Below are 23,406 nucleotides of genomic sequence, written 5' to 3' on the forward strand. Positions count from 1 at the left end.
TGTCCGCTTGTCTGACATGTGTGACCCCAGGCCCGCGCTCAACGGTTCCACCGGCACCCTAAGGGCTACCTAACTCCTCAGACAACCTGATGGATCGCACGCGCGCGACGGGCTCCCGTGCCGGGTGGCACGGGAGCCCGTCGCACAGGGGGTCGGACGATCGGCGGATCAGCTCCGGCCGAGGGCCCGGGCGTCGGCCGCGATCAGCTGCGCCCGGTCGGCCGGAACGGTCCGGCCGGCCTGGTTCTCGGCCCAGTTCGCCAGCGGCTGGTACTGGCCCTGACCGAGCATCACGGTCAGCGTGGCCACCGCGTTGCGGTCCGCGCCCGAGGTGAGGATCAGCGAGGCCAGGCCGGTCGGCGTGGCGGCGACGGTGAACTCCGCGGTGGCCTGGGCGCTGCCGCCGGGGCCGGTGGCCTCGGCGCGCAGGGTGTGCTTGCCCAGGGCCAGGGTGGCGGTGTCCAGCGGGGCGCCCGCCGGGATCTCCTTGCCGTCCAGGGTCAGCCGGACCGTCTCCGCACCGGTCGCCTGCACGGCGGTGACCGGCTGCTGGGCACGGTCCAGAGTGGCACCGGCCACCGGCGAGGTGATCTCCACCTTCGGCGCGGCCGGCGGCGCCACGGCGCCGCCCTGCAGCCAGGCGGAGTTCCAACCGGACAGCTCGGCCGGGCGGTTGGTGATGACGCCGTCCACCCCGGCGGCCTCCAGCGCCTTCCAGCGGGCGGCCGCGTCGACCGTCCAGACGTTCACCGCGACCCCGGCGGCGTGCAGGTCCTTCACCACGCCGGCGCGCGCCGACAGACCGCCGTCCGACGGGTTGTAGGCGGCCAGCCCCAGCTCCCTGGAGATCGCCACCGGGTCGGCGTCCAGGTCACCGCGGAGCAGACCGAGCGGCAGCTCCGGTGCCAGCTCGCGGGTGTAGCGCAGCGCGTCCACCTCGAAGCTCTGGACGAAGACACGGCCGGTCATGCCGTGGTCGCGCACCTCCTTGACGATCCGGGCCACCTCGTCGCGGCTGTGCTGGCCCTTGATCTCCAGCAGCAGGTTGCCGCCACGGGTGCGCAGGTCGTCGAGCTGGGCGGCCAGGGTCGGGACCCGGGTGCCCGTGTACGCCGGACCGAACCAGGAGCCCGCGTCCAGCGCGTCGATCTGCGCGGCCGTCAGATCGCGGATCCGGCCCTTGCCGTTGGTGGTGCGGTCGACGGTGTCGTCGTGCAGCACGTACGGCACGCCGTCCTTGCTGGGCTGGACGTCGTTCTCGATCCACTCCGCGCCGCCGCGCCGGGCGATCTCGTCCGAGACCAGGGTGTTCTCCGGGGCGGCCGAGGAGGCGCCGCGGTGGGCGAACACCGTCAGCGGCGAGCCCGCCGGGCGTATCCAGGCGCCGGGCGCGAGCGCGGTGACCCTGATGTCGTCGAACGACACCTTCGCGCCGTTCACCACCAGCGCCTGGCCGCCGTCCGCGCTGCGGGCGACCTGGGTGGTGCGCAGCACCTCCTTGCCCTCGAAGATCCAGCGGGCGCTGGTGCCGTGCACCTCGACGGCGATCCGCACATCGCGGCCGGTGCCCGCGGCGGACGGGGCGGAGCCGGTGTTGGTGACGTTCCAGGCGTTGCCGGTGCTCCGCTGCGCGAACTCCAGGCCGTTGGCGGCCGTGGTGCCGGTGCGCATGGTGGCGATCGACCAGGGGGTCGAGCCGCTCGCCGGGACGTCCAGGCCGAGCGCCGTCCAGCGGGCGGTGTCCTGGACGCTCTCGAAGCGGGCGGTGGCCTCGAAGCGGAAGTCGTCCAGGTGGCGGCCGAAGGTGATCCGGCTCTGCTGGCCGGAGTTGGCGGAGCTGCCGACCAGTCGGCCGTTCTCCACCTTCCAGTCACCCTCGACGGCGTTCCAGCCGGCCGGGAGGCCGGAGCCGGAGAAGTCCTCGGAGACGACGACCTCGCCGGGGGCCTGCGCGGCCGCCGCGGTCGTCGCGGACACCGCGGCCGGCGCACTCAGCGCGACGGTGGTGAGGCCGAGGGCGGCGACCGCGGCCACGGCGGCGACCAGGGCGGAGGTCCGACGGGCCGTCCGGCCGGTGGCCCGGCGGACGGGCTGGCGCCCGAGGTGGACCGGGGGGAGCTCGGCGTGCGCGCCGACGGGGCTGGGGTGGTGACTCTGTGTCATGCCCGCACGCTAGGGATGGCGATCGAACCGGAAGCCACGGCTCCGAAAACCGTCCATGACCATTGGGGGTGCGATTCGCGTCGATGGCGAATTCCTTGCGGTATCTGGCCGGTTCGCTTCCATACGGCACCGGGCGCGAGCCTCGCGGACGAGGACGCGGCCGCCGGGCCGTCCGGTTGCCGGCCCGGGCCGCGGGAACTCAGCGCGACGCCGACGGATCGGCCCGCCGCACCCCGCTCGCCCCGCTCGCCCGCTGGAACGCGAGCATGCTCCACCGCACACCGGCCCGGCCGTGCAGGTCCCCGCGCTCCGCACGGTGCAGCAGCTCCAGCCCGCGGGCCCGGGCCAGCGCCACCGTCTCGTCCGCCGGGACGTCGAACATCCGGCGTCCGGCCGGAACGGGCCCGTGCCGCAGGGAAAGCAGGACGCGCCCGGCCGGAGCGAGCAGCCCGGCGATCGCGTCCATCGCCAACGGCCGCTCCCGGTCGGCCAGATGCATCCAGACGGCGGTCAGCAGGATCAGGTCGAAGCGCTCGCGCCCGCCGCCGAGGACGGGCAGCGAGGGCAGCGCGTCGTCCACCCAGCGGATGCCGCGTCCGGCGTGGAGGCGGTGGCCGATACCGCGCAGTTCCGCCGTGGGTTCGGCGGCGACGACCCGGTGGCCGAGCCCGGCGAGCGCGGCCGCGTCCCGCCCGGTGCCGGCACCGATGTCCAGAACGGCGCTCGGCGGCTCGGGGACGAGGTGCAGCACCTCTCGGTGGACCTCGGCGAACGTCACGCTCTCGTACTGCACGGCGAGCCGCTCGGCCTCCTCCCCGTAACCGGCGGTGCTCGCGAGCTGGTTCACGGTTCCTCCGGGGCGTGGTACGGGCGGTCGGGACGATTCTCCCCCAGGTGACCGCCGGTCCGGGTCGCCCGGAAGGAGGACCCGGTCGCAGGTGGGCAAGCGCCCGCCGAAGGGCCCGCGCCGCCGGCGCCCGGCCGGAGCGCTCAGGCCTCGCCGGGGTGCCAGGCGGGCCACTCCCAGGGACGGTCGGCCCAGTGGACCCGGACGGGGTCGTGCGCGTCGAGATCCGGGAAGAGCTGCCGGATCCGGGGCTCGAACTCCTCCGGCGCCAGGGGTTCCCAGCCGTGGCCCTCGAAGTACACCAGGCGGTAGCGGCTGTCGGTACGGAACTCGGCCACCTCGACCAGGGGCTTCGTCGTGCTGTTGGTTTCCATGTCCTCAGCATGTGGTCGGCTCCCGGGCTCCGCACCCGGGGTACGGCAGGCAGCGTACGGCCGACCGGGCGGGCCTCGGAGAACCCTCTTCCGGGTCATATCCCGACGGCGGAACGCTCGTTGAGCACTGCACACGGTTCGGTGGGGGGTTCGGCGGCAGGAGGACAAGACGATGAGCGGGCAACCGACGCACGCACAGCAATGGCAGTGGCCGCAACAGGCGTGGCAGCCCCCGCCGCTGGGGGCATCCGCGGTGCCGCCACCCACGCCGCGCCCGCCCGCACCGCCCCGGCGCTCGCGCCGGGTGTGGGGCGCGTCGGCCATCGGAACCCTCGCGGTGATGGCGACCGTGCTGGTGATGTGCGGACCGGGATCGGACGAGGAACTGTCCGGGGCGGTGCCGGTCCCGGAGGCCTCGCCCTCGCCGTCCGGGTCCGCGGCGCCCGCGCTGCTGCCGGTGTCGCCGCGGCTGGTGTCCGCCACACCGTCACCCTCGCCGGAGAACGCCCCGACCTCGCTCGGCGCCGGAACGGCCGACCTCGGGGCGGCACCGGCCGCCCCGGCGTCGAACGCCACGCCCTCCGGACCGGACCGCTCCGCGAGCGCCCGGCCGAAGCCGGGCCGGACGCCCCACCCGTCGCCGTCCCACGGCACCGGCGCCGCCGGTGCGTCCGCGCCCACCCCCGCGGCCTCGGCGGCCTCGGCGGCCCAGGCTGCCCCGGCGAACGGTGCGGGTGCCGGCAAGCCGGGCGGCGGCCAGGGCGCGGGTGCGGGCTCGGGGGCGGGCACGGTCTGCGACCAGGCGGAGCGCCTCGGCCGCTGGAAGCCCGGCTCGGAGCAGTCCCGGCTCTGCCACAGCGTCTACGGCTGAGCGCGGCGGCCACCGGCCGCGCGGGCCCGCCCGGGGCCGAGTGCCGACGGGTTCGGGGGCGCCCGCGACGCCCGTGGGGCCCGAACGGACGGCGGCCCGCCCCCGGGGTTCGGGGACGGGCCGCCGTCGGCCGGTCGGCGCGGCGCGGCTCGGCTCACCCGGCCGGCAGCAGCCCCCGGTCCAGCCGGGGCGCCAGCACCCGGGCCAGCGTGTCGGTGATGTGCCCGGTGTCGCGGTAGAGCACCACGCCCTCCAGCACCGCGGGGCAGTCCGGGCCGGTGCCCGGGCAGAGCAGCGGGCCGAGGTCCAGCACCCGGACCCGGTAGCGCTCGGCGAGTCCGCCGTCGATCAGCGGGTCACGCTCGAAGGCCGTCTCGCGCGGGAAGAAGCAGGCGTCGGAACGCCCGTCCGAGGCGGCGAGGCAGGTCGGGATGTCCTTGCCGGGCATCGGCGTGTCGCCCAGGTAGGCGAGTGGGGCGCCGGTGGCGGTGAGGCGGTCCAGGGTGCGGGTCCAGCCGGTGGCGCGCTCCTCCTGGCTGCCGTACCGGTTGAGGCCGGCCATCAGGATCAGCCGCGGCTTGGGCCCGGTGGCCAGCCGGGTGAAGGTGTTCTCGCGCCAGCGGTCGCACTCGTCGAAGGTGCGGCCGAGGACGTTGTTGCGCACGGTCAGGGTGGCCAGCGGGCAGCCGGGCTTGACCAGCACCTCCAGCGCCCAGTGCCGCTGCTCGGCCAGGGCGAGCGCGCCCGAGATCCACTGGCCCGCGTGCGAGTCGCCGATCAGGACGATCCGGTCCGGGCTGTCCTCGGTGCCGAACAGGCAGCGCGGGCTGCTGTCGGCGCCGAGCGCGATCTCGCAGCCCCTGCCGGGCGGGAAGTCCTCCCGGGCCCGGGCCAGCGAGGGCGTCAGGCTGAGCACCCGGACGCCGGGGGCGAGCAGGTCGGGGCCCTCCACCGCACCGGCCGGGGCGACGGTGGACGCCTCGGCCGTGCCCAGGGCCCGGACGGTGCCGCCGCCCAGGGTCAGCCCGGCGATCAGCGGGATGACCAGTGCGCTGGCACCGACGGCGAGGCCCCGGCGCGGCGCCGGGCTGCTGCCGTAGCGCAGCGGCTGCTCCACCAGCCGCATGGTGAGCCAGGCCGGCAGGGCGCTGGCGGCGGTGAGCGCGACCAGGGTGGTCCACGGCAGGCTGCCGTACCTGGCCTGGGCGATGGTCAGCACCGGCCAGTGCCACAGGTACCAGGCGTAGGAGAGCCGGCCGGCGGCGCGCAGCGGGCGGACGGAGAGCAGCCGGCCGACGTCGGTGGCACCGAGTGCGCGGTGCGCCGGGCCGGCGAGCAGGACGGCGGCGGTGCCGAGCACCGGCAGCAGGGCGGCGCTGCCGGGGAAGGGCGTGTTGCGGTCGTAGTGGAAGACCGCGACGACGACCGCCGCCGCGCCGCCCCAGCCGAGCAACCGCAGTGCCCGGTCGGCCGGGCCCGCGGCGCGGCCGCCGTTCGACAGCCGGGCGGCGAGGGCGGAGCCGAGCAGGGCGGCGCAGGCGCCGGCCGCGAACTCCCAGAGGCGGCTGGCGGTGGAGAAGTAGCCCAGTGGCGCCGAGCCGGCCGTCCAGCGGATGCAGAGCAGCAGCGAGACGGCGCCGATGGCGACGGTCGCGAGGGTGATCGCGGTGGTGCGGCGGCGGCCCCGGAGGTAGCGGACCAGACCGAGCAACAGGACGCCCCAGAGCAGGTAGAACTGGTTCTCCACGCCGAGCGACCAGAAGTGCTGGAGTGGGCTGGGGTCGCGTTCGGCGGCGAGGTAGTCGGTCTGCTGGCCGACGAACCGCCAGTTGGCGAACTGCCCGGCGGCGGCGATCAGGTCGCGGGCGAGGTCGGTGCCGCGCAGCGGGTCGAGCAGGGCGCCGCCGGCGAGCGCGGTGGCGACCAGGACGACGGCGGCGGCGGGCAGGATGCGGCGGGCTCGGCGCGCGGCGAAGTCCCAGAGGCCGATGGGCCGGCCGAGCAGCAGCCCGGTGATGAGAAAGCCGGAGATGACGAAGAAGATGTCGACGCCGACGTAGCCGCCGGTGAAGGCGGGGACGGAGGCGTGGAAGGCGAGGACGGACAGCACGGCGATGCCGCGCACGCCCTCGATGTCGGGGCGGAAGGCCGCCCGCTTGCGTGGTTCCTCGGCCGGTGGCGCCGCCAGGGCGGTCCGGTGGCCGGGGTCGGGTGCGCGGTCGATGCGCACGGTGTCCGGTAGCACGTCACCCGACGGGGCGGCGCTCGACAGGACGGCGGTCGACAGCACGACGTCCGGCAGGACGGCGTCCGCCGACTGCGGTGGGTTCGACGGCTCGGCGCTCGACGGCTCGGCGCTCGACGGTGGTACGGCCGTTGACACGGCGGTGCTCCTTGCAGGGCTGGCAGCGGTGGTCGGGGCTGCCGGGCCGATGGGGCGGCCGGGCGGCGGGTCCGCGCCGGTGGGGCGACGCGCAAGGAAGGTGGAGCAGAGGGAGGGTGGAGCAGAGGGAAGGTGAAGCGGGAGGAACCGGGGGGCGAGGGCCGGTCAGAACATCAGGGGGTCGGCCCAGCCGGACGCCAGCAGCCCGCAGAGCAGCAGCACGGCGGTGACGGCCACCGCCTCCGCCCGGCCGAAGCACAGGTCGGAGCTGCGCCGGACGGGCGGGGCGACCTCGGCCACGGCGGCTCCGTCGCCACCGCGCAGCAGGGGCCACAGGGACCGGATGAGCGGGATCATGGTGTAGGCGGTCAGCGAGAGCAGTGCGATCAGCGCCCAGTACGGCTGCCAGCCGCGCAGCGCGACGGCCCGGGCGAGACCTGCGATCCCGGCGAGGATGACGAAGCCGAGCCAGCCGACGCCGATCCGGGCGACCGTCCGGGCCAGTGAACTGCCGCCCGACACCGCGCCGGTGGGCACCCAGTCGGCGCTGCGGCGGCGCAGCGCGTGCGCGATGGCGACCACGTGGCAGAGCCCGCCGAGGAGTTGGACCCGGGTGACCTCGAATCGCCACCGGGTGCGGGACATCGCGGGCAGCAGCACCAGCGCGACCCAGATCGGCGGCAGGAACGGCAGGACCTGCCAGGGCTCGATCTCGGAGGGGGCGAAGAACAGCATGATCAGCGCCGGCAGCGGGATGGCGAAGACGTTCACCGCGCTGGTGAGGTAGCCGAGGATGCCGTTCCAGAAGCAGAGCCGGGCGGAGCGGGAGAGCGGGCCGCGGCGGAAGCCCGGGTCACGGACCAGCGCGAGCGAGCCGAGGCACCAGCGGTACTGCTGGCTGATGAAGGCGGGCAGTCCGGTCGGCGACATGCCCTTGGCGACCAGCGCGGGGACGTAGCGGGTGGTCCAGCCGGCGCGGGCCAGCGAGAGGCCGGTGTAGAGGTCCTCGCTGTGGTCGATCTCCGCGAAGCCGCCGACCCGTTCCAGGGCGGCGCGCCGGTAGAGCGCGTTGGTGCCGCAGCAGACGGTGCCGTCCTGGGCGTCCCGGGAGGGCTGGATCCAGCGGTAGAAGATCTCCTGGGTGGCGCCGGCGGCCCGCTCCAGCCACGACATGTCGGGGTCGGTGTCGAAGCACTGCGGGCTCTGCACGATGCCGACCTCGGGGTTGTCGAGGTAGGGCACCAGGTGGTGCAGGAAGTCGGGGCGCGGGCAGAAGTCGGCGTCGAGGACGGCGATGATGTCGCCGTTGCCCTCGGCGAGGCCGTGGTTGAGGTTGCCGGCCTTCTTGAACCGGCCGCGGTCGGGACGGGCTCGGTACTGGAAGCCGTACGACTCGGCGAGTTCGCGCACCTCGGGGCGGTCCGCGTCGTCGAGCACCAGGACGGTCAGCCGGCCGGGCCAGCGGACGGCGGCGGTGTGGCGGTAGGCGTTGTCGAGGACGGCGAGCGGTTCGCCGGCGGTCGGCAGCAGCACGTCGACACCGGGGCACCGGGCGGGCCGCCAGGCGCCCAGCAGCAGGTCGTGCGAGTCACGGGTGAAGCGGCGCGAGCGCTGGCCGTCGGTGAGGGAGAGCAGCCAGGTGACGGCGTTGAGCACGGTCAGCAGCAGGAACGGCCAGAGCAGCGGGCGGCTGAGCGCGAACAGGCCGAGCGTGGCGGTGGCTCCGGCGTAGGAGAGGGTGGCGCAGAGCAGCACCCAGCGGCGCTGCGGGCCGAAGTACCAGTAGAGCTCCTCGTCGTCGGGCGGACTGGGCAGTCGCAGGGACGGGTCCGCGGGTATCCGGCGCGGACCGGTGTCGGATGCGGGCATGGCGGTGCCATGGAGTACGGGCATGCGGAGATAGCCCCCTGGGCTGGGACGGGACGTGGCCGTTCTGCCGTCAGCCTCTCATATTGGCCTAGACCAATCGTTAACAAGGTATGACATCTGCACATTGCCGCAGGTCAGGACTTTGACGGTCCGTCATGATCACACAGGAGTGGATCAGTCCGCACAAGTGTCCGAGTGCTGGTCGGGGGTTCGGGCGAACTCGTCGGTGGGCGCGGGGGATCGCCGCCATTCCCCGCACGATCATCCGAACGCGCGGGTCGTGACGGTTCGTCAACGGTGCCGCCACCCCGTTGGCGGTGCTGTCCGCGGCGCTCACCGCCCGTGCGGCGGTCGGCGGCGTCCAGCAGGGCGAGGGTGCGGGCGCCCGGGAGCAGTGCCTGTTCCAGGGACCGGGCGGGCGCCTCCTCCAGGCCCCCGATGGCCGAGGCGATCTCCTCCCTGGCGTCCTGGGCGATTTCGGCGGCCACCACGGCCGCGGGGGTGGCGGGGCCGAGTTTGCTGACCGCCGCGGCGGCGCGGGCCGGGGTGAGCAGGGCCGTGGCTTCGATCAGGAGCCAGGCGGGCACCCCGGTCACACCGTGCGGCGGTGGCAGGTAGGGCCGTGCGCCGTTGTAGCGCGCGTCCTCCGCGAACGCGGGCTGCTTCACCTTGGCGACCGGGCGGTTTTCGGCCTCCGGGGTGTCGGTCTCGTGCCACTCCCCGGCCGGCTTGAGGACGTAGCCTTCGGCGAGGTTGTCGTCCAGTTCGGGCAGTCCGAGGGCGGCGGGGACCTTGGTGCGGAATGCGCTCGGCAGCTGCTGCAGCGTGTTCAGCGGACCGTGCCCGAGTGCGGGCACGCAGGTGAGCCCCGCCGCGGCGGCGGCTCGGCGAAGGGAACGGTCGGAGATCCAGCGGCGGTCGCCGGAGGCGGTGGCGACATGGGCGTCGAAGAGCAGCCAGTGCAGGCCCGGCGCGTACCACACCCCGGTCTGCACCGGCTCGCTTCCGGGCTCCGCGGGAACGTCCGGGTGCGGGTAACGGCCGCCGGCCAGTTCGCCGTAGATGGTCACCACCGCGTCGTCGCCGTCCGCGTCCGTCGCGCCGCCGGGTTCGCCAGGTGCCCCGCCCCGGGCCGTGCGCAGTACCGCGGCGAAGCGGGCCGCGGCCACGGCCAGCGCGGGCCAGATCCTGCTGACGCCGAAGAAACCGTCGAGCAGTTCGTCGCCCAGCAGCTCGCGCCGTTTGGCCGGACGGACTCCGGAGCGATCGCAGACAACGGCGAAGTGCGCTCCGTGCACCTTCTCGGCGGCGACCCATTCCCGGACCGCGAAGCCGCCGAGCCGTCCGCCGGCGGGGATCTTGGGGTAGGGCAGCAGGGCGGGGGGCTGGGATGCGATATCGGACATCAGAGGATCATCCGCCGCACGCCCGGCGGCGGGCAACGGAATTTGGCCGCCCGCGTCGGGCCGGCGGGCGGCGGGAGGACGGCCCAGGACCCGGCCGCCCCGGGCCGGGGCGGCCGGGAGCGGGCCGGTCCGCGGCCCCTCAGCGCCCGGCCACGGACTTGGTCAGCGTCTCGAACCGCAGGTCGGGCCGGAGCGGGATGCCGAAGCGCTCGTCGCCGTACGGGAACGGGGTGTGGACACCGGTGCGGTGGAAGCCCCGGCGCTCGTACCAGGCGATCAGGTCGGACCGCTGCTCGATCACCGTCATCTCCAGCTCGGCGGCGCCCCACTCCCCCGCGACCCGCTCGGCCTCCGTGAGAACGGCCCGGCCGAGGCCGCCGCCCTGGCGGCCGGGGCGCACCGAGAACATGCCGAAGTAGGCGCGCTCGCCCCGGCGTTCCAGCTGGCAGCAGGCCAGCAGTTCACCGTCCTGCTCGGCGATCAGGACGACGCCGTCCGGGTGGGTGATCGCGGCGGTGACGCCCTCGGCGTCGGTCCGCTGCCCCTCCAGCAGGTCGGCCTCGGTGGTCCAGCCGGCCCGGCTGGCGTCGCCCCGGTAGGCGGACTCGACGAGTTCGACCAGGGCGGGCACATCGGCCAGGGTCGCCGGGCGGAAGGCGGGCCCGCCGACCGGGGCGACGGCGGCGGGCGCGGCGGCGTCGCCCCGGTCGGCGGGCCGGACCGCCTCCGACAGGTCGGTGGCGGGCTGGGCGTCTCGGGTGGTCTCGGGCACGGCGGTCCCCTTCCTCGGTGGTGCGGCGGCCGCACGGATGTCGGCCCTCAGGAATCGTGCCACAGCAGCTCAGCGGCACCGCGGGCCGGATCCGAGAGGCCGGGGGCGGAGCACGGATCCGGCAGGGACCGGCCCGGCCCCGTGACGGCGGTTCAGGAGGCGGCCGGGAAGACAGGGCAGGCCACCGCCCTGGCCGATCGCACCCGACGCGGTGCCACGATCTGCCCGCGCCGCCGCTCAGGCCACCCGGGCGCCCAGCATCCGCAGCACCAACTCGCCGTACCGACGGCCGAGTTCCTCCGGTGTCTCGCTGCTGCGGTCGGTGTACCAGCGGGAGACGTCGATGCCCAGCGAGGTGACGGCGCGGGCCGCCGTCCGCACCCCGGCGACCTGGAAGACCCCGGCCTCGACGCCCGCCCCGATGATCGCGCTGACCTCGCGCTCGATGTCCAGCCGGAGCGCCGCGACCACCGCGTAGGCGTCCTCGGGCAGCGCGTGCAGTTCGTAGTTGACCACCCGGCCGACCGTCCGCGCCCGGGCGTGCCAGGCCGTGAACTCCTCCACCAGCCGCCGCATCCGTGCCACCGGGCCCCCCTCGCCGGCCGCCGCCGCCCGGACCAGCGCCAGCGTGGCCGCGTGCCCGGCCCGGCTGATCTCGGCCAGCAGGGCGGCCTTCGACGGGTAGTGGATGTACAGCGCGGCCGGGCTCATCCCGGCGGCGGTGGCGATGTCCCGGGTGGTGGTGGCGTGGAAGCCGCGCTCGGCGAACGATTCGACGGCCGCCTGGATCAGCCGGTAGGCCGCCTCGGGGCGGGCGTCGGGGCCGCCGGGCAGGGCGGGCCAGAGGTCGGCGATGGGCGTGCTCGTCATGGCGTCATCCTCGCAGAAGACTCGTACAGACGTTCCGGCCGGACGCCCCGGCGGACTGTTGACAGCGTCCCGCACCGACCGCATGCTGAGCAAGCGCTTAGTCACGCCAGGCCACCGGGCCCGGCCCGCGCCCCACCCCTCGCCGAACCGCCGACTCCGTCGACCGCGTGCGAAAGGACCCTCCGTGGTGCACTCCTTCAAGGGCCAGGTGGCCGTCGTCACCGGATCCAGCCGGGGCATCGGCCTCGGGATCGCGCGCGAGCTGGTCGCCCGGGGGGCGAAGGTCTGCCTGACCGCCCGTACCCCCGAACCGCTCGCCGAGGCCGTCCGCGACCTGGGCGGGCCCGACGTCGCGATCGGCATCGCCGGCAAGGCCGACGACCCGGCCCACCAGGAGGAGGCCGTCGCCCGCACGATGGAGGCCTTCGGACGGCTCGACCACCTGGTCAACAACACCGGGATCAACCCCGTCCACGGCCCGGTGCTGGCCACCGACGACGCCGTCGCCGCCAAGATCCTGGCCGTCAACGTGCTGGCCCCGCTCGCCTGGACCCGCCGCGCCCACGCCGCCTGGATGGGCGAGCACGGCGGCTCGGTGGTCAACGTGGCGTCCGTCGCGGGCATCCGCGCCTCGCTCGGCATCGGCCTGTACGGGGTGAGCAAGGCCGCGCTGATCCGGCTGACCGCCGAACTCGCCGCCGAACTCGGCGGCCAGGGGATCCGGGTCAACGCCGTCGCGCCCGCCGTGGTCAAGACGCGGTTCGCCGAGGCGCTCTACGAGGGCCGGGAGGAACAGGTCGCCGCCGCGTACCCGCTCGGGCGGCTCGGAGTGCCGGAGGACGTCGCGGGCGCGGTCGCCTTCCTGCTCTCCTCGGACGCCGCCTGGATCACCGGCCAGACCCTGGTGGTGGACGGCGGTGTCACCCTCGGCGGCGGCCTGTGAGCACCGACCGGAGCTCCGGGGCGGACGGCCCGGCCGGCGGCTTCACCGGCCAGGGCACGGCGGTCACCGGCGCCGGCGCGGTCGGCGAGGCGCTGCCGGCACCGACGGCGCTGGGCCCGGCCGAGTCCGGCGGAGCGGTGGCCCTTGCCGGCGGGGATCACCCGGCCGTGATCGGTCCGAGGTAGGTGCCGCCGGAGACGTCGATGGTCTGGCCGGTCACCCAGCGCCCCTGCGGACCGGCCAGGAAGCCCACCACGTCCGCGATGTCCTCCGGCTCGCCGATCCGTCCGAGCGCGGTGATCGACTCGAGTCCGGCCATCGCCTCGGGAGCCGAGGTGTAGCCGGCGATCATGTCGGTCCGCACCACCCCGGGGGCGACCGTGTTCACGGTGATCCCGCGCCGGCCCAGTTCGTTGGCGAGCGACGGGCCGAGGGCCGCCAGCGCCGCCTTGGTGACGGTGTAGCCGATCTGGCCGGCGGCCGCGATCCGGGTGGCCGCCGAGCCGATGCTGACGATCCGCCCGCCGTCCCGCAACAGCGGCAGCGCCCGCTGGACCACGAAGACCGGCGCGCTCACGTTGACCGCCAGCAGCCGCTCGAACTCCTCCTCGGTGAGCTGCCCGATCGAACTGACCGAGTGGATGCCCGCGTTGTTGACCAGGATGTCCAGGCCGTCCGCGCCGTGCTCCGCCAGCCCGGCGGTGAGCCCCTCGAACAACCGGTCCACCCCGCCGCTCTCGCCGAACCGGGCCCGCACCGCGAACGCCCGCCCGCCGGCCCCGGCGATCAGCGCCACCGCCTCCGCGGCGGCCGCGTCGTTGCCGCCGTAGTGGACCGCGACCAGCGCCCCCTCGGCGGCGAGCCGCAGGGCGACCGCGCGCCCGATCCCGCGCGAACCACCCGTCACCAGTGCGGTCCTGCCGTCCAGTTCACCCATGATCGCCCCTCCCCTCGCGCTGTCCCGGTCGGATCCGGGAACGGTTCAGCCCAGGACGAGTACCGCCGAAGCCGGGCGGCTTCGGCAGTACGGCTCCGGGCACACGGCCCCCTTCCAGCTCCTCCCTACCGGCCCCCCTCCGCGGCCCCCTCCCGGTGGCGCCGCAGCTCGCGCCGGGCGAGCGAGCGCTTGTGCACCTCGTCCGGCCCGTCGGCCAGGCGCAGCGTGCGGTTCCCGGCCCAGAGCTGGGCGAGCGGGGTGTCCTGGCTGACCCCGGCGGCGCCGTGCGCCTGGACGGCCTTGTCGAGGATCCACTCGACGGTGCGCGGGGTGGCGATCTTGATGGCCTGGATCTCGGTGTGCGCGCCGCGGTTGCCGACGGTGTCCATCAGCCAGGCGGTCTTGAGCACCAGCAGCCGCAGCTGCTCGATCCGCACCCGGGACTCGGCGATCCAGTCCTGGACGACGCCCTGGTCGGCGAGCGGACGGCCGAAGGCGACCCGCTCCAGGGTGCGTCGGCACATCAGCTCGACGGCGCGCTCGGCGATGCCGATGGCCCGCATGCAGTGGTGGATCCGGCCGGGCCCGAGCCGGGCCTGGGCGATGGCGAAGCCGGAGCCCTCCTCGCCGATCAGGTTGGCGGCGGGGACCCTGACGCCGTCGAAGTGGATCTCGGCGTGGCCGCCGTGGTCGGCGTCGTCGTAGCCGAAGACCTTCATGCCGCGCCGCACCGTGACGCCGGGGGTGTCGCGCGGGACGAGGATCATGCTCTGCCGCCGGTGCGGCTCGGCGGCGGGGTCGGTCAGGCCCATGACGATGAGGATCCGGCACTCCGGGTTCATCGCCCCGGTGATGTACCACTTGCGCCCGTCGACGACGTACGTGTCCCCGTCGCGCCGGATCCGGGTGGCGATGTTGGCGGCATCGGAGGAGGCGACGTCGGGCTCGGTCATCGCGAAGGCGGAGCGGATCTCGGCGGCGAGGAGGGGGCGCAGCCAGCGCTCGCGCTGCTCGGCGGTGCCGAACTGGGCGAGGAGTTCCATGTTGCCGGTGTCGGGCGCGGCGCAGTTGAGGGCGGGCGGCGCGAGCTGGGGGCTGCGTCCGGTGATCTCGGCGAGCGGCGCGTACTGGAGGTTGGTGAGGCCGGCGCCCTCGCTGCCGGGCAGGCTGTGCTGCTGTGACAGAAAAAGGTTCCAGAGGCCCTGTTCGCGCGCCTCGGTCCGGAGGTCGGCGACGATCGGCGGAACGGCCCAGGGGGCGCGGGCCGGATCGGCGAGCTGGGCCTCCAGGACGGGTTCGGCGGGATGAACGTGCTGGTCCATGAAGGCCAGCAGCCGCTCGCGCAGTTCGAGCGTCCGGGCGTCGTGGGCGAAGTCCATCGGTCAGCGCTCCTTGAGGGCGTCGAGGGTGGTGAGGCCGTGTTCGGCGAGGACGGGTGCCATCTCGCCCGCCCGTTCGAAGCCGGTGCCCAGGGTGCGGCCCTGCCGGTAGCGGTAGTGGATGCCCTCGGCGACCACGGCGAGCTTGAAGGACGCGAAGGCGACGTACCAGTGGAGGTCGGCGGCGTCGCGGCCGGTGTTCTCCGCGTACCGGGCGACCAGTTCCCCGGCGGCCGGGAAGCCGGGGGCGGTGGCGGCGGAGGGGATGATGCCGCCGCCGACGCCGGCGAGCTCGGTGTACATCACCAGCAGGCCGACGTCGGTGAGCGGGTCACCCAGAGTGGACATCTCCCAGTCCAGGACGGCGGTGATGGTGTCGCCGGACCGGTCCGAGGAGTCCACCAGCACGTTGTCGAGCCGGTAGTCGCCGTGGACCAGGGCGGGCGCCGGGGAGGCGGGCAGCCGTTCGGCGAGCAGGCCGTGCAGGCGGTCGACGCCGGGCAGTTCACGGCTGCGGGAGGCCTCCAGCTGGGTGGACCAGCGGCGCAGCTGGCGCTCCAGGTAGCCCTCGGGGCGGCCGAAGTCGGCGAGTCCGACGGCGGCCGGGTCGATCCGGTGCAGGGTGGCGAGGGTGTCGGCCAGGCGGTGGCCGAGGGCGTGGACGCGCTGCTCCCCGAGGACGCCGAGGGCGGCCGCGTCGCGGTGCGCCGTCCCGGGGACGTGCTCCATCAGGTACCAGGGCGCGCCGAGCACGTCCGTCCCCCGGTCCAGCAGCAGGGTGGCGGGGACGGGGACGCCGGTGTCGCGCAGGGCGGTCATCACCCGGTGCTCGCGGCCCATGTCGTGCGCGGTGGCGAGGACGTGCCCGAGCGGCGGGCGGCGCAGCACCCAGCGGGAGGTGCCGTCGGTGAGGCGGTAGGTGAGGTTGGAGCGGCCGCCCTCGATCAACTCGGCCCGCAGCGGCCCCTGGACGGTGCCGGGCAGCGCGCGGTCGAGATGGGCGCGGAGCCGGGCGAGGTCCAGGCCGGGCGGGTCGGCGGGGGTGTCGGGCATGGGCTCGCTCCTGGGTCCGGGGTGGCTGACTAAGCGCTTGCTTAGCATTCAACCGGGTGCCGCGCCCTGTCAATGCCCCGGCGCTCCGGCGCCGCCCGCCGGGCCCGCGCCGCCGCCACCCCGTCCGGCCGCCACAATGGCGTCATGAGGCTGATCCACACCCTGGCCGGCGTGCTGATCCTGCTGCTCACCATCGCCAGCATCCTGCGCACCCTGGTCGTCCCGCGCGGTCTGTACTCCGCGCTGGCGTACCGGCTCTGGTGGGGGCTGCGGACGCTGCTGCGGCTGTCCGCAGCGCCGTTCGGCACCTACCACGCGCAGGACCGGGCGCAGACCTGGCTGGCGCCGCTGATCCTGCTGGGCATGCTCGCGGTGTGGCTGAGCTCGATGCTGCTGGCGTACACCCTGCTGCTGCACGGCATCTCGGAGCTGAACTGGGCGGTGTCGTTCCGGGAGGCCGGTTCCAGCCTCTTCACGCTGGGCTTCGCGAGCGGGGAGCGGCTGCACCTGTCCGCGCTGGACTTCCTGGCCGCCGCCAGCGGGCCGCTGGTGATCGCCCTGCAGATCGCCTATCTGCCGACCCTCTACGCCGCGTACAACCGGCGCGAGGTGGAGGTGACCCTGCTGCAGTCCCGGGCCGGGGAACCCGCCTGGGGGCCGGAACTGCTGGCACGGCAGTGGCTGGTGGACACCGAGACGGCGCTCCCCCAGCTGTACCGCGACTGGGAGCGGCTGGCCGCCGACATCGGCGAGAGCCACTCCAACTACCCGGTGCTGCTCTCCTTCCGCTCCCCGCGGCCGCACCGCAGCTGGGTGGTGGGCCTGGTCACGGTGATGGACGCGGCCGCGATCCACCTGGCGGTCTCCCCGGACTCCGCGCCGCCGGAGGCCAGGCTGGTGCTGCGGGCCGGGTTCACGGCGATGCGCGACATCGCCCGCTCACTGCGGGTCGGCTTCGACCCGGACCCGACGCCGGACACCCCGGTACTCCTGACCTTCGCCGAGTTCGACGCGGCCGTCTCGATGATCACCGCCGCCGGCTTCCCCCGCGAGCGCCCGGCCGCCGAGGCCTGGCCGCACTTCCACGGCTGGCGGGTCAACTACGAGGCGCTGGCCTACGAACTGGCCCGCCGCAGCGACGCCGTGCCCGCCCTGTGGACCGGCCCCCGCGACTTCCGCACCGCCGCCATCCCCCCGGCCCGCCCCACCGACCGCCGCCCGCCTCCGGACGGCGGGGCGTGACGGCCGGCGGGCGGGCCCGCGCTCAGCCGGTCGACCGGTCGTCCGGGACCCAGTTGCCGTGCAGACCGAGCGGGACGCGGACGGGCAGGTGGACGCGGGCGAGCGGTTCGCCGGTGAAGTCCTGGGCGGCGAGGATGACCAGGTCGGCTGCGCCGCGCTCGGGGTTGTGGGCGTAGGCCGTGACGTACCCGTCGTCCTCGGCGGCGGACGACTCGGCAGGGACGAACACGCCCTCCCCGACGGCTCCGAACCGCCCGAACTCGTGTGCCTCGGTGGCGCCTCGGAGCAGGTCGTGCTTGAGCAGCGCGCTGCTGAAGCCCTCGTCCGGCCGGCTGTCCCGGGGGCCGGCGGGCACCGCGGGCGTCGCACCGAGGTCGCAGGGGCCGACCGTGTCGAGCTCGTAGGTGAGTTCGTACGGCTTCAGCCCGCCCTCGATGAGGGCGAAGGTGCGGCCGGCCAGCCCGGCCACCTGGACGTTCGGGGCGAAGTCCGTCCGCTCGTCGACGGGGGCGCCGCGGCGCGGTTCGCCGAGCCGGTCGGCGACCGAGGCGGAGCGGACCCAGCGGTTGCGGTACCACTCGGCGCGGCCGTCGCGGATGCGCACGCCGTGCACCATGCCCTCGCCGAGGGTCCAGATGTGCGCGGCGGCGTCCTCGACACCCAGCGGGTTGGGGCCGGTGCGCAGATAGCGGCCGCTGAGATGGGCCGGTATCCGGCCGGTGACGGGCAGGTCGTAGGCGGTGACCTCCTCGGTGACGGGTGCGAAGCTGCCCGACAGATAGCGGTTGGACGTCAGTGACGTGGTCATGCGTTCCGTCCTTGGTCGGTCGTGCCCTGGCCGGTCGTGCCCTGGCCGGTCGTGCCCTGGCCGGTCATGGGAGCCGGCTGGGCGAGGAAGGCGTGGCCCACCGCCGTCATCAGCGCCTCGTAGTACCGGGCCGCGGTGTCCGGCGGGAAGTGGCCGGCGAGTTCCAGGCTCACCGCCCCGTGCGCGGCGGCCCAGAGGAGCTTCGAGATCTCCTGGGCGTCGCCGGGGCGGAAGACGCCGGCCTCGATGCAGGCGGCCACGGCCGCCACGGAGGTGTCGAAGGCGGTCGCGGCCACCGCCAGGGCCTCGGCGCTCGGCCGGTAGCCGGGAACGGCCTGTTCGAACATGACCCGGTAGTAGGCGGGTTCGGCCAGCGCGTGCCGCCGGTAGGCGGTGCCGAGGTGGTCGAGGTGGGCCAGCGGGTCGGCGGTGCGCGGGACGCGCTCCTGGGCCCGGCGGAGCCGGGCGAACCCCTCCCGGTACAGGGCGTCGGCCAGCCCGTCCTTGCCGCCGAACATGGTGTAGAGGACTTTGGTCGACGCACCGATCTCGGTGGCGATCCGCCGCATGGTCAGCGCGGCGGACCCCTCCTCGACCAGCAGGGCGATCGCGCGGTCGAGGATCGCGGCGCGCGCGGCCTCCTGACCGCGCCGCAGGGCGTCCTGGTAGAGCGCGCTCATGGGTAACACCGTATCTGATGGGTAACGTTGTTACCAGGCCCGCCGCAGAACCAACTCCGCCCAGCCGAAAGGACCCTGACACGGCAGCGGGGCCCGCACCGGTCGGACGCTGTCCGGTCGGTGCGGGCCCCGCTGCCGTACGACCGCCGAGGCTCGAACACCCGGCGGCCCGGGGATCAGACCTCGGTCGGACCCCCCGTGGCGAGGGAGCGCTCGGCGGCGGCCAGGATCTCCACCACCCGCAGGCCGAAGGCGGCGTCACAGGCGTGCCGCTCACCGGTGCGGGCGCTGTCCCGCAGGGCGTCGAGAGCCCGGTGGAGGGCGCGGATCGGGCCTTCGCCGCGTTCCGGCAGCTGGACGACGCCGCTGGTACCGCGCAGTTCCATGCCGGTGCCGCCGGCGGCGAGCGGAGCGGTCAGGCTGAGGGCGAGGGTGCTGGACGCGCCGCCGGTGTGCCGCAGGACGAGGTGGAGGGTGTCCAGTGGGCCGGACACGGCCGTCACCTGGGTGGCGTCGCCCATCACCGGCAGCAGGACGGAGAGCGCGTGCGGGCCGACGTCCCAGAGGGCGCCCTTCTCCTGCCGCCACGGCGAGGCCGCGTACGGGCTGCTGCTGCCGGGGGCGAAGACCGAGCCGAGCCAGTCGGAGCGGGCGGTGAACCAGCTACCGACGGCGGCCTGCTTCTCGATCCACGGCATCTGGTCGCCGCCGAAGCGGACGGTGAAGAAGACCACCGAGGCCACCTCGTTGGCCTCCACCGCCCGGACCACCCGCCGGGCGTCGGGCACGGTCAGCGCGACCGGCTTGTCCAGCAGCAGGTGGCAGCCTGCCTCTGCGGCGCGCACCGCGAGGTCGGCCTGGACGGCCGGGGGCAGCGCGATGGAGACGGCGTCGACCTCGGCGAGCAGCCGGTCGAGGTCGGGGTACCCGGGAACGCCGTGCGCCTCGCCGAGCGCGGCGGCCGCCTCGGGGCGGCGGCCCCAGACTCCCGCGAACTCCCACCCGGGGTGCTCCGCCAGTACGGGTGCGTGCACCCGTTCCGCCCAGGGGCCGGTGCCCAGCAGTCCGATCCGCACGTTTCCTCGCTCCTTGCTCTGGTCCTCACCCCCCGGGATTCCCACCCCACCCGGGATCCCGTCCCCGGGCCCCGGCCCCGGTGGTTCAGCGCTGCACGCGAACCAGCGTGAAGCCGTCGTAGCCCTTGCCGCCGACCGTCTGCACGGACGTTCCGGAGACCCGCGGCTCGGCCGCGATCAGGTCGTGCAGCCGCCGGGTGCCGACGACCGACGGGTCGGTGCTCGCCGCGTCGGCGACGGCACCGCCGCGCACCACGTTGTCGACGATGATCAGCGAGCCCGGCCGGGTCAGCTTCAGCGCCCACGCGAAGTACTCCGGGTTGCCCCGCTTGTCCGCGTCGATGAAGACCAGGTCGAACGGCTCGGCGCCGTCCGCCACCAGCGCGGCGAGCGAGTCGGCGGCGGGGCCCAGCCGAACCTCGGCGACCTTGTCCAGACCGGCCCGGGCGAGGTTCCCCCGGGCGACCCCGGCGTGCTTCGGGTCGATCTCCAGGGTGATCAGCGTGCCGTCGGCGGGCAGCGCGCGGCCCAGCCAGATCGCGCTGTAGCCGCCGAGCGTGCCGACCTCCAGGATCCGCCGGGCGCCCTGGGTGAGGGCCAGCAGGTGCAGCAGCTTGCCCTGGTTGGGCGCGACCGCGATGTGCGGCAGGCCGGCCTCGTCGGCGGCGGCCACCGCCGCGTCCAGCACCGGGTCGTCGCCGACCAGACGCTCCGCGAAGTACGCGTCCACCGCGTTCCACGTCTGCTGGGTCATACCGTCCTCCACCTGCCGGGTTGTCGGTCACCGCCGGGACAGTCCCCGATGCTATCCCGGCGTGCCGACAACCCCTCGGCGGCGGCTCGTCAGTCCGCCGCGCGCACGGCGGGCGCGGACTCGGACTCCGCGGCGGCGGACTCGGCCGCGGCGGCGTCCTCGGCCTCGTGCGCGGCGCGGGCCTTGGCGGCCCGGCGCTTCATCAGCCACGCCGAGAAGGCGCCGCCGGCCGCGGCCAGCAGCAGACCGACCCACGAGAACCGCGACAGCCACTGCTCGGCGACCTTGCCGACCTGGTACACCAGCAGCGTGGTGCCGCCGGCCCAGACCACGCCGCCCAGCACGTTGGCGATCAGGAACTTCCAGTACGGCATCTTCAGCGCGCCCGCGAGCGGCCCGGCGAAGATGCGCAGCAGGGCGATGAAGCGGCCGAAGAAGACCGCCCACATGCCCCACTTCTGGAACGAGCGCTCGGCGCTGGCCAGATGGTCTGGGCCGAAGTGCCTGGGGAACTTCCGCCCGAGCTTCTCGAACAGCGGCTTGCCCCCCTTGCGGCCGATCGAGTAGCCGATCGAGTCGCCGATGATCGCCCCCAGGATCGCGCAGACGGCCACCCAGACCGGGCTGACCACGCCCCGTGCGGACAGCAGCGCCGCCGACACCAGCGCGATCTCGCCGGGCAGCGGGATGCCCAGGGACTCCAGCCCGATGATCAGCGCGACCAGGGCGTACACCGCGCCCGGTGGGACGCTCTCGATCCAGGCGTCGATGTGCAAGGCCAGTACCTCCGTGGCAGGACGAGACTTCGCGGCAGAACGAACCGACGCCCGGCCGGTGGTCTCGACAATGATCCGATGGCGGCACCAGGCCGCTCCCCGAAAGGGCAGCCTAACGTGCCGGGCGGCCTGTCCCCCCGGCCGACAACCCCCGATTACGACGTACGGCGACCCGCCATGGTTCCAGCCGCCCGGTTCGGGTCTGCGCAGCTCAGACCGGTTCGGGTCCGGCGAAGCGCAGGAGGCGGGAATCGCGCCGGGACCCGGTGCGCCGCCGCGACATCGCCCCCGGTGGCCGACCGGGCGCCCGGAGAGCCGATCCGGCTCCCACCCCCGTGGTATGCGGGGGGGTGGGAGCCGGTGGGTCAGGGCCGCCAGGCCGGGGCGGTGGCGATCACCTTGAGCTGCTCAAGGCTGAGCGCCGGTGTCCCGGGGCGGGCGGTGTACCCGTTCTCGCCGTTCCACTCGTTGATCTCGACCTTTCGGCCGTCCGGGTAGTAGACCGCGGCCGACCAGTGCAGGACCGTGTCGACCGCCGTCTTGCCGTTCCCAAAGCTGTTGGTGACGACGGTGCTGCCGTCGGCCCGCCGCTCCCTCACCGCCAGCGGCCCGGCCGAGCCCGTCGACTCGGCGTACTCCTTGTCCTCGATGCCCCGCCGGCCCGGCTCGGTGACGCTCACCGCGAGCATGCTGGTGCGACCCTCGTACGTCACCGTGAGGTGCGGTCCGCTCCCGCCCTCGTGTCCGGACGGCACGGCGCCCGGCGGCAGCAGCGGGACGAGCGTCGCGAGCAGTTCCTCCGCCTTCGGGCCGGGCTCGGGAGCCGGCGGCCCGGGCGGGTTGTCCCGCGCCGGCAGCGCGTCGAAGAGCCGTTCCCAGGCGGGTGCGGTGACCAGGGCGCGCAGTTGGTCGGCGTCGAGCGGCGGGTCCTCCCGGGCGGGTGTGACCGACTCCTCGCTGTGCTCGATGATCTGCACCCGGCGGCCGTCCGCCGCCGCCCAGGTCGCGCGCCACTCCCGGCGGCCCTCGTTGTTCGGGTCCCGCAGCTTGTCGATCACCAGCGCGGAACCGTCCGGGGCGATCGTGCGCTCGCAGGAGTCCTGCGGCCCGTTGAACGGATCCATGCAGACGGCGGCCGCGCCCGGGGTCAGCTCGGTCCGGTCGACGGTGTAGGACATGGCGCTCTCCCCCTTGCCGTCGTCGTAGAAGAGGCCGCCGTCGGTCCGGTACCTGTCCCCGGTCGGACCGGGCACGCCGGGCGTCTCTGCGTATGTGACCCGGACCTTCCCCTGCGGAAGCAGCGAGGTGATCAGCTCCACCACCTCCTCGGAGGTCATCGGCCGCACCGGCTCGACGGCCGGCCGGGCCGCGTCCGCCCCGATGCCGCCGCCGAATGCCGCGAAGCTTCCGGCGGCCAGGACCGCGACCGCCAGCCCACTGGCCAGCACCGCCCGCCGCTGGTTGCGCCGGCGCCGGCCGCGCCGCTCGGCATCGGCGGCGAGCGTGTGCAGCGCCGATTCCGGCGCCAAGGCCGCCGCGCCGCGCAGGGCCAGGGCGAAGTCGTCTTCAAAGGACATGGCCGTGCACCGCCTTCTCGCTGGTGGAGTCCGTTGCCGCACGACCGGCCCCGGCCGGAGCCGGGCCGCGGCCGGGGCCATCGCTGTTGCCGCCGTCGTTGTCGTCATCGCCGAGACTGTCGCCGAGGGCCGCGCGCATCCGGGCCAGCGCCCGGCTGCTGCGCGAGCGCACCGCCGCACTGCTCAGCTGCAGCACGGCGGCCGTCTCCTCCACACTGCGGTCCTCCCAGAACCGCAGGACCAGCACCGCGCGGTCCTGCGCCGGTATCCCGCCCAGCGCCCGCAGCAGCGTCAGCCGCAGCGCCGGGTCCGGCCCGTCCACGGCGATCTCCGGGAAGGTGCTGGTCACCCGCTCCGAACTGCTGCGCCGCCTGCGGTACGACAGGAAGGTGTTGACCAGCACGGTCTGGGCGTAACCGCTCGGGTTGTCGAGCCGAACGACCTTGCGCCACCTCACGAAGATCCGCCCAAGCGCCTCCTGGACGAGGTCCTCGGCCAGGTGGGCGTCACCGCCGGTGAGCAGGAAGGCAGTACGCAGCAGATGCCGCCCCCTGGACGCGGCGAAGGCCGGGAAGTCGGGCGGCACCGGCTCGGCCGGCTGCTCGGCGCTCGTTGTGTGATCCATG

22 protein-coding genes are annotated in these 23,406 nt (G+C 74.7%); 4 read left to right on the forward strand and 18 right to left on the reverse strand.

Annotation, left to right across the window (positions count from 1 at the left end):
• Window positions 1-168 precede the first annotated feature (168 nt).
• The 3 genes from ACIQIB_RS21115 to ACIQIB_RS21125 all read right to left on the reverse strand — a co-directional run bounded on the left by ACIQIB_RS21115 (window position 169) and on the right by ACIQIB_RS21125 (window position 3,384).
• Window positions 169-2,163 carry a glycerophosphodiester phosphodiesterase gene (locus ACIQIB_RS21115; RefSeq protein WP_400759690.1) on the reverse strand — a complete coding sequence of 665 codons (1,995 nt, stop codon included), beginning with the start codon at window positions 2,161-2,163 and terminating at the stop codon, window positions 169-171.
• Window positions 2,164-2,362: 199 nt separating this feature from the next.
• The gene (locus tag ACIQIB_RS21120; RefSeq protein ID WP_400759692.1) at window positions 2,363-3,010 is read right to left on the reverse strand and encodes a class I SAM-dependent methyltransferase; all 648 of its coding nucleotides are present in this window, start codon (window positions 3,008-3,010) and stop codon (window positions 2,363-2,365) included.
• A 143-nt stretch (window positions 3,011-3,153) separates the two neighbouring features.
• Entirely contained in the window at window positions 3,154-3,384 is a 231-nt protein-coding gene (locus tag ACIQIB_RS21125; protein WP_363612080.1) for a hypothetical protein, read from the reverse strand.
• 340 nt (window positions 3,385-3,724) lie between these two features.
• Here ACIQIB_RS21125 and ACIQIB_RS21130 point away from each other — a divergent pair, with 340 nt between their 5' ends.
• A complete protein-coding gene (locus ACIQIB_RS21130) occupies window positions 3,725-4,255 on the forward strand; it encodes a hypothetical protein (RefSeq protein WP_400759695.1) in 531 nt (176 codons plus the stop codon).
• Window positions 4,256-4,409: 154 nt separating this feature from the next.
• Here ACIQIB_RS21130 and ACIQIB_RS21135 read toward each other — a convergent pair whose 3' ends face one another.
• From ACIQIB_RS21135 to ACIQIB_RS21155, 5 genes are all read right to left on the reverse strand, one after another.
• A complete protein-coding gene (locus ACIQIB_RS21135) occupies window positions 4,410-6,638 on the reverse strand; it encodes an acyltransferase family protein (protein WP_363612076.1) in 2,229 nt (742 codons plus the stop codon).
• 165 nt (window positions 6,639-6,803) lie between these two features.
• Complete coding sequence (locus tag ACIQIB_RS21140; RefSeq protein WP_400759697.1) at window positions 6,804-8,531, reverse strand: glycosyltransferase family 2 protein; 1,728 nt, start codon at window positions 8,529-8,531, stop codon at window positions 6,804-6,806.
• 110 nt (window positions 8,532-8,641) lie between these two features.
• Window positions 8,642-9,913 carry an RNA ligase family protein gene (locus tag ACIQIB_RS21145; RefSeq protein ID WP_400759699.1) on the reverse strand — a complete coding sequence of 424 codons (1,272 nt, stop codon included), beginning with the start codon at window positions 9,911-9,913 and terminating at the stop codon, window positions 8,642-8,644.
• Between the two features lie 139 nt (window positions 9,914-10,052).
• Window positions 10,053-10,553 (reverse strand): GNAT family N-acetyltransferase, encoded by a 501-nt coding sequence (locus tag ACIQIB_RS21150; protein WP_363612116.1) that lies wholly within the window; start codon window positions 10,551-10,553, stop codon window positions 10,053-10,055.
• Between the two features lie 369 nt (window positions 10,554-10,922).
• Complete coding sequence (locus ACIQIB_RS21155; protein WP_400759701.1) at window positions 10,923-11,555, reverse strand: TetR/AcrR family transcriptional regulator; 633 nt, start codon at window positions 11,553-11,555, stop codon at window positions 10,923-10,925.
• Window positions 11,556-11,739: 184 nt separating this feature from the next.
• Here ACIQIB_RS21155 and ACIQIB_RS21160 point away from each other — a divergent pair, with 184 nt between their 5' ends.
• A complete protein-coding gene (locus ACIQIB_RS21160; RefSeq protein ID WP_363612068.1) occupies window positions 11,740-12,498 on the forward strand; it encodes an SDR family oxidoreductase in 759 nt (252 codons plus the stop codon).
• Window positions 12,495-12,683: a hypothetical protein gene (locus ACIQIB_RS21165; RefSeq protein ID WP_400655475.1), complete on the forward strand. Its 189-nt coding sequence runs from the start codon at window positions 12,495-12,497 to the stop codon at window positions 12,681-12,683. The genes ACIQIB_RS21160 and ACIQIB_RS21165 overlap by 4 nt, the downstream gene beginning before the upstream one ends.
• Here the strand turns inward: ACIQIB_RS21165 and ACIQIB_RS21170 are convergent.
• The 3 genes from ACIQIB_RS21170 to ACIQIB_RS21180 form a co-directional block, all read right to left on the reverse strand.
• Window positions 12,656-13,435 (reverse strand): SDR family NAD(P)-dependent oxidoreductase, encoded by a 780-nt coding sequence (locus ACIQIB_RS21170; protein WP_400759705.1) that lies wholly within the window; start codon window positions 13,433-13,435, stop codon window positions 12,656-12,658. The two genes, ACIQIB_RS21165 and ACIQIB_RS21170, sit on opposite strands and share 28 nt — an antisense overlap.
• A gap of 125 nt (window positions 13,436-13,560) precedes the next feature.
• The gene (locus ACIQIB_RS21175) at window positions 13,561-14,814 is read right to left on the reverse strand and encodes an acyl-CoA dehydrogenase family protein (protein ID WP_400655470.1); all 1,254 of its coding nucleotides are present in this window, start codon (window positions 14,812-14,814) and stop codon (window positions 13,561-13,563) included.
• Between the two features lie 3 nt (window positions 14,815-14,817).
• Complete coding sequence (locus ACIQIB_RS21180; RefSeq protein WP_400759707.1) at window positions 14,818-15,867, reverse strand: phosphotransferase family protein; 1,050 nt, start codon at window positions 15,865-15,867, stop codon at window positions 14,818-14,820.
• 144 nt (window positions 15,868-16,011) lie between these two features.
• Between ACIQIB_RS21180 and ACIQIB_RS21185 the strand changes: the two genes are divergently transcribed.
• Window positions 16,012-17,109 (forward strand): hypothetical protein, encoded by a 1,098-nt coding sequence (locus ACIQIB_RS21185; RefSeq protein ID WP_400655465.1) that lies wholly within the window; start codon window positions 16,012-16,014, stop codon window positions 17,107-17,109.
• Window positions 17,110-17,131: 22 nt separating this feature from the next.
• On the opposite strand, the gene ACIQIB_RS21190 is transcribed toward ACIQIB_RS21185, so the two are convergent.
• The 7 genes from ACIQIB_RS21190 to ACIQIB_RS21220 all read right to left on the reverse strand — a co-directional run bounded on the left by ACIQIB_RS21190 (window position 17,132) and on the right by ACIQIB_RS21220 (window position 23,405).
• Window positions 17,132-17,917 carry a carotenoid oxygenase family protein gene (locus ACIQIB_RS21190; protein WP_400759709.1) on the reverse strand — a complete coding sequence of 262 codons (786 nt, stop codon included), beginning with the start codon at window positions 17,915-17,917 and terminating at the stop codon, window positions 17,132-17,134.
• The gene (locus ACIQIB_RS21195) at window positions 17,914-18,597 is read right to left on the reverse strand and encodes a TetR/AcrR family transcriptional regulator (protein ID WP_400759711.1); all 684 of its coding nucleotides are present in this window, start codon (window positions 18,595-18,597) and stop codon (window positions 17,914-17,916) included. Before ACIQIB_RS21195 ends, ACIQIB_RS21190 begins: the two co-directional genes overlap by 4 nt.
• 176 nt (window positions 18,598-18,773) lie before the next feature.
• Window positions 18,774-19,673, reverse strand: coding sequence for a Gfo/Idh/MocA family protein (locus ACIQIB_RS21200; RefSeq protein WP_400759713.1), 900 nt, complete (start codon window positions 19,671-19,673; stop codon window positions 18,774-18,776).
• Between the two features lie 85 nt (window positions 19,674-19,758).
• Window positions 19,759-20,427, reverse strand: coding sequence for an O-methyltransferase (locus ACIQIB_RS21205; RefSeq protein WP_363612052.1), 669 nt, complete (start codon window positions 20,425-20,427; stop codon window positions 19,759-19,761).
• A gap of 89 nt (window positions 20,428-20,516) precedes the next feature.
• Window positions 20,517-21,203, reverse strand: a complete 687-nt coding sequence (locus tag ACIQIB_RS21210; RefSeq protein ID WP_363612050.1) for a DedA family protein — start codon at window positions 21,201-21,203, stop codon at window positions 20,517-20,519.
• A gap of 365 nt (window positions 21,204-21,568) precedes the next feature.
• Window positions 21,569-22,780 carry a hypothetical protein gene (locus tag ACIQIB_RS21215; RefSeq protein ID WP_400759716.1) on the reverse strand — a complete coding sequence of 404 codons (1,212 nt, stop codon included), beginning with the start codon at window positions 22,778-22,780 and terminating at the stop codon, window positions 21,569-21,571.
• Entirely contained in the window at window positions 22,770-23,405 is a 636-nt protein-coding gene (locus tag ACIQIB_RS21220; RefSeq protein WP_363612046.1) for a SigE family RNA polymerase sigma factor, read from the reverse strand. Before ACIQIB_RS21220 ends, ACIQIB_RS21215 begins: the two co-directional genes overlap by 11 nt.
• Window position 23,406 lies beyond the last annotated feature (1 nt).

The organism is Kitasatospora sp. NPDC092286 (assembly GCF_044755565.1).
Classification (GTDB): Bacteria; Actinomycetota; Actinomycetes; order Streptomycetales; family Streptomycetaceae; genus Kitasatospora.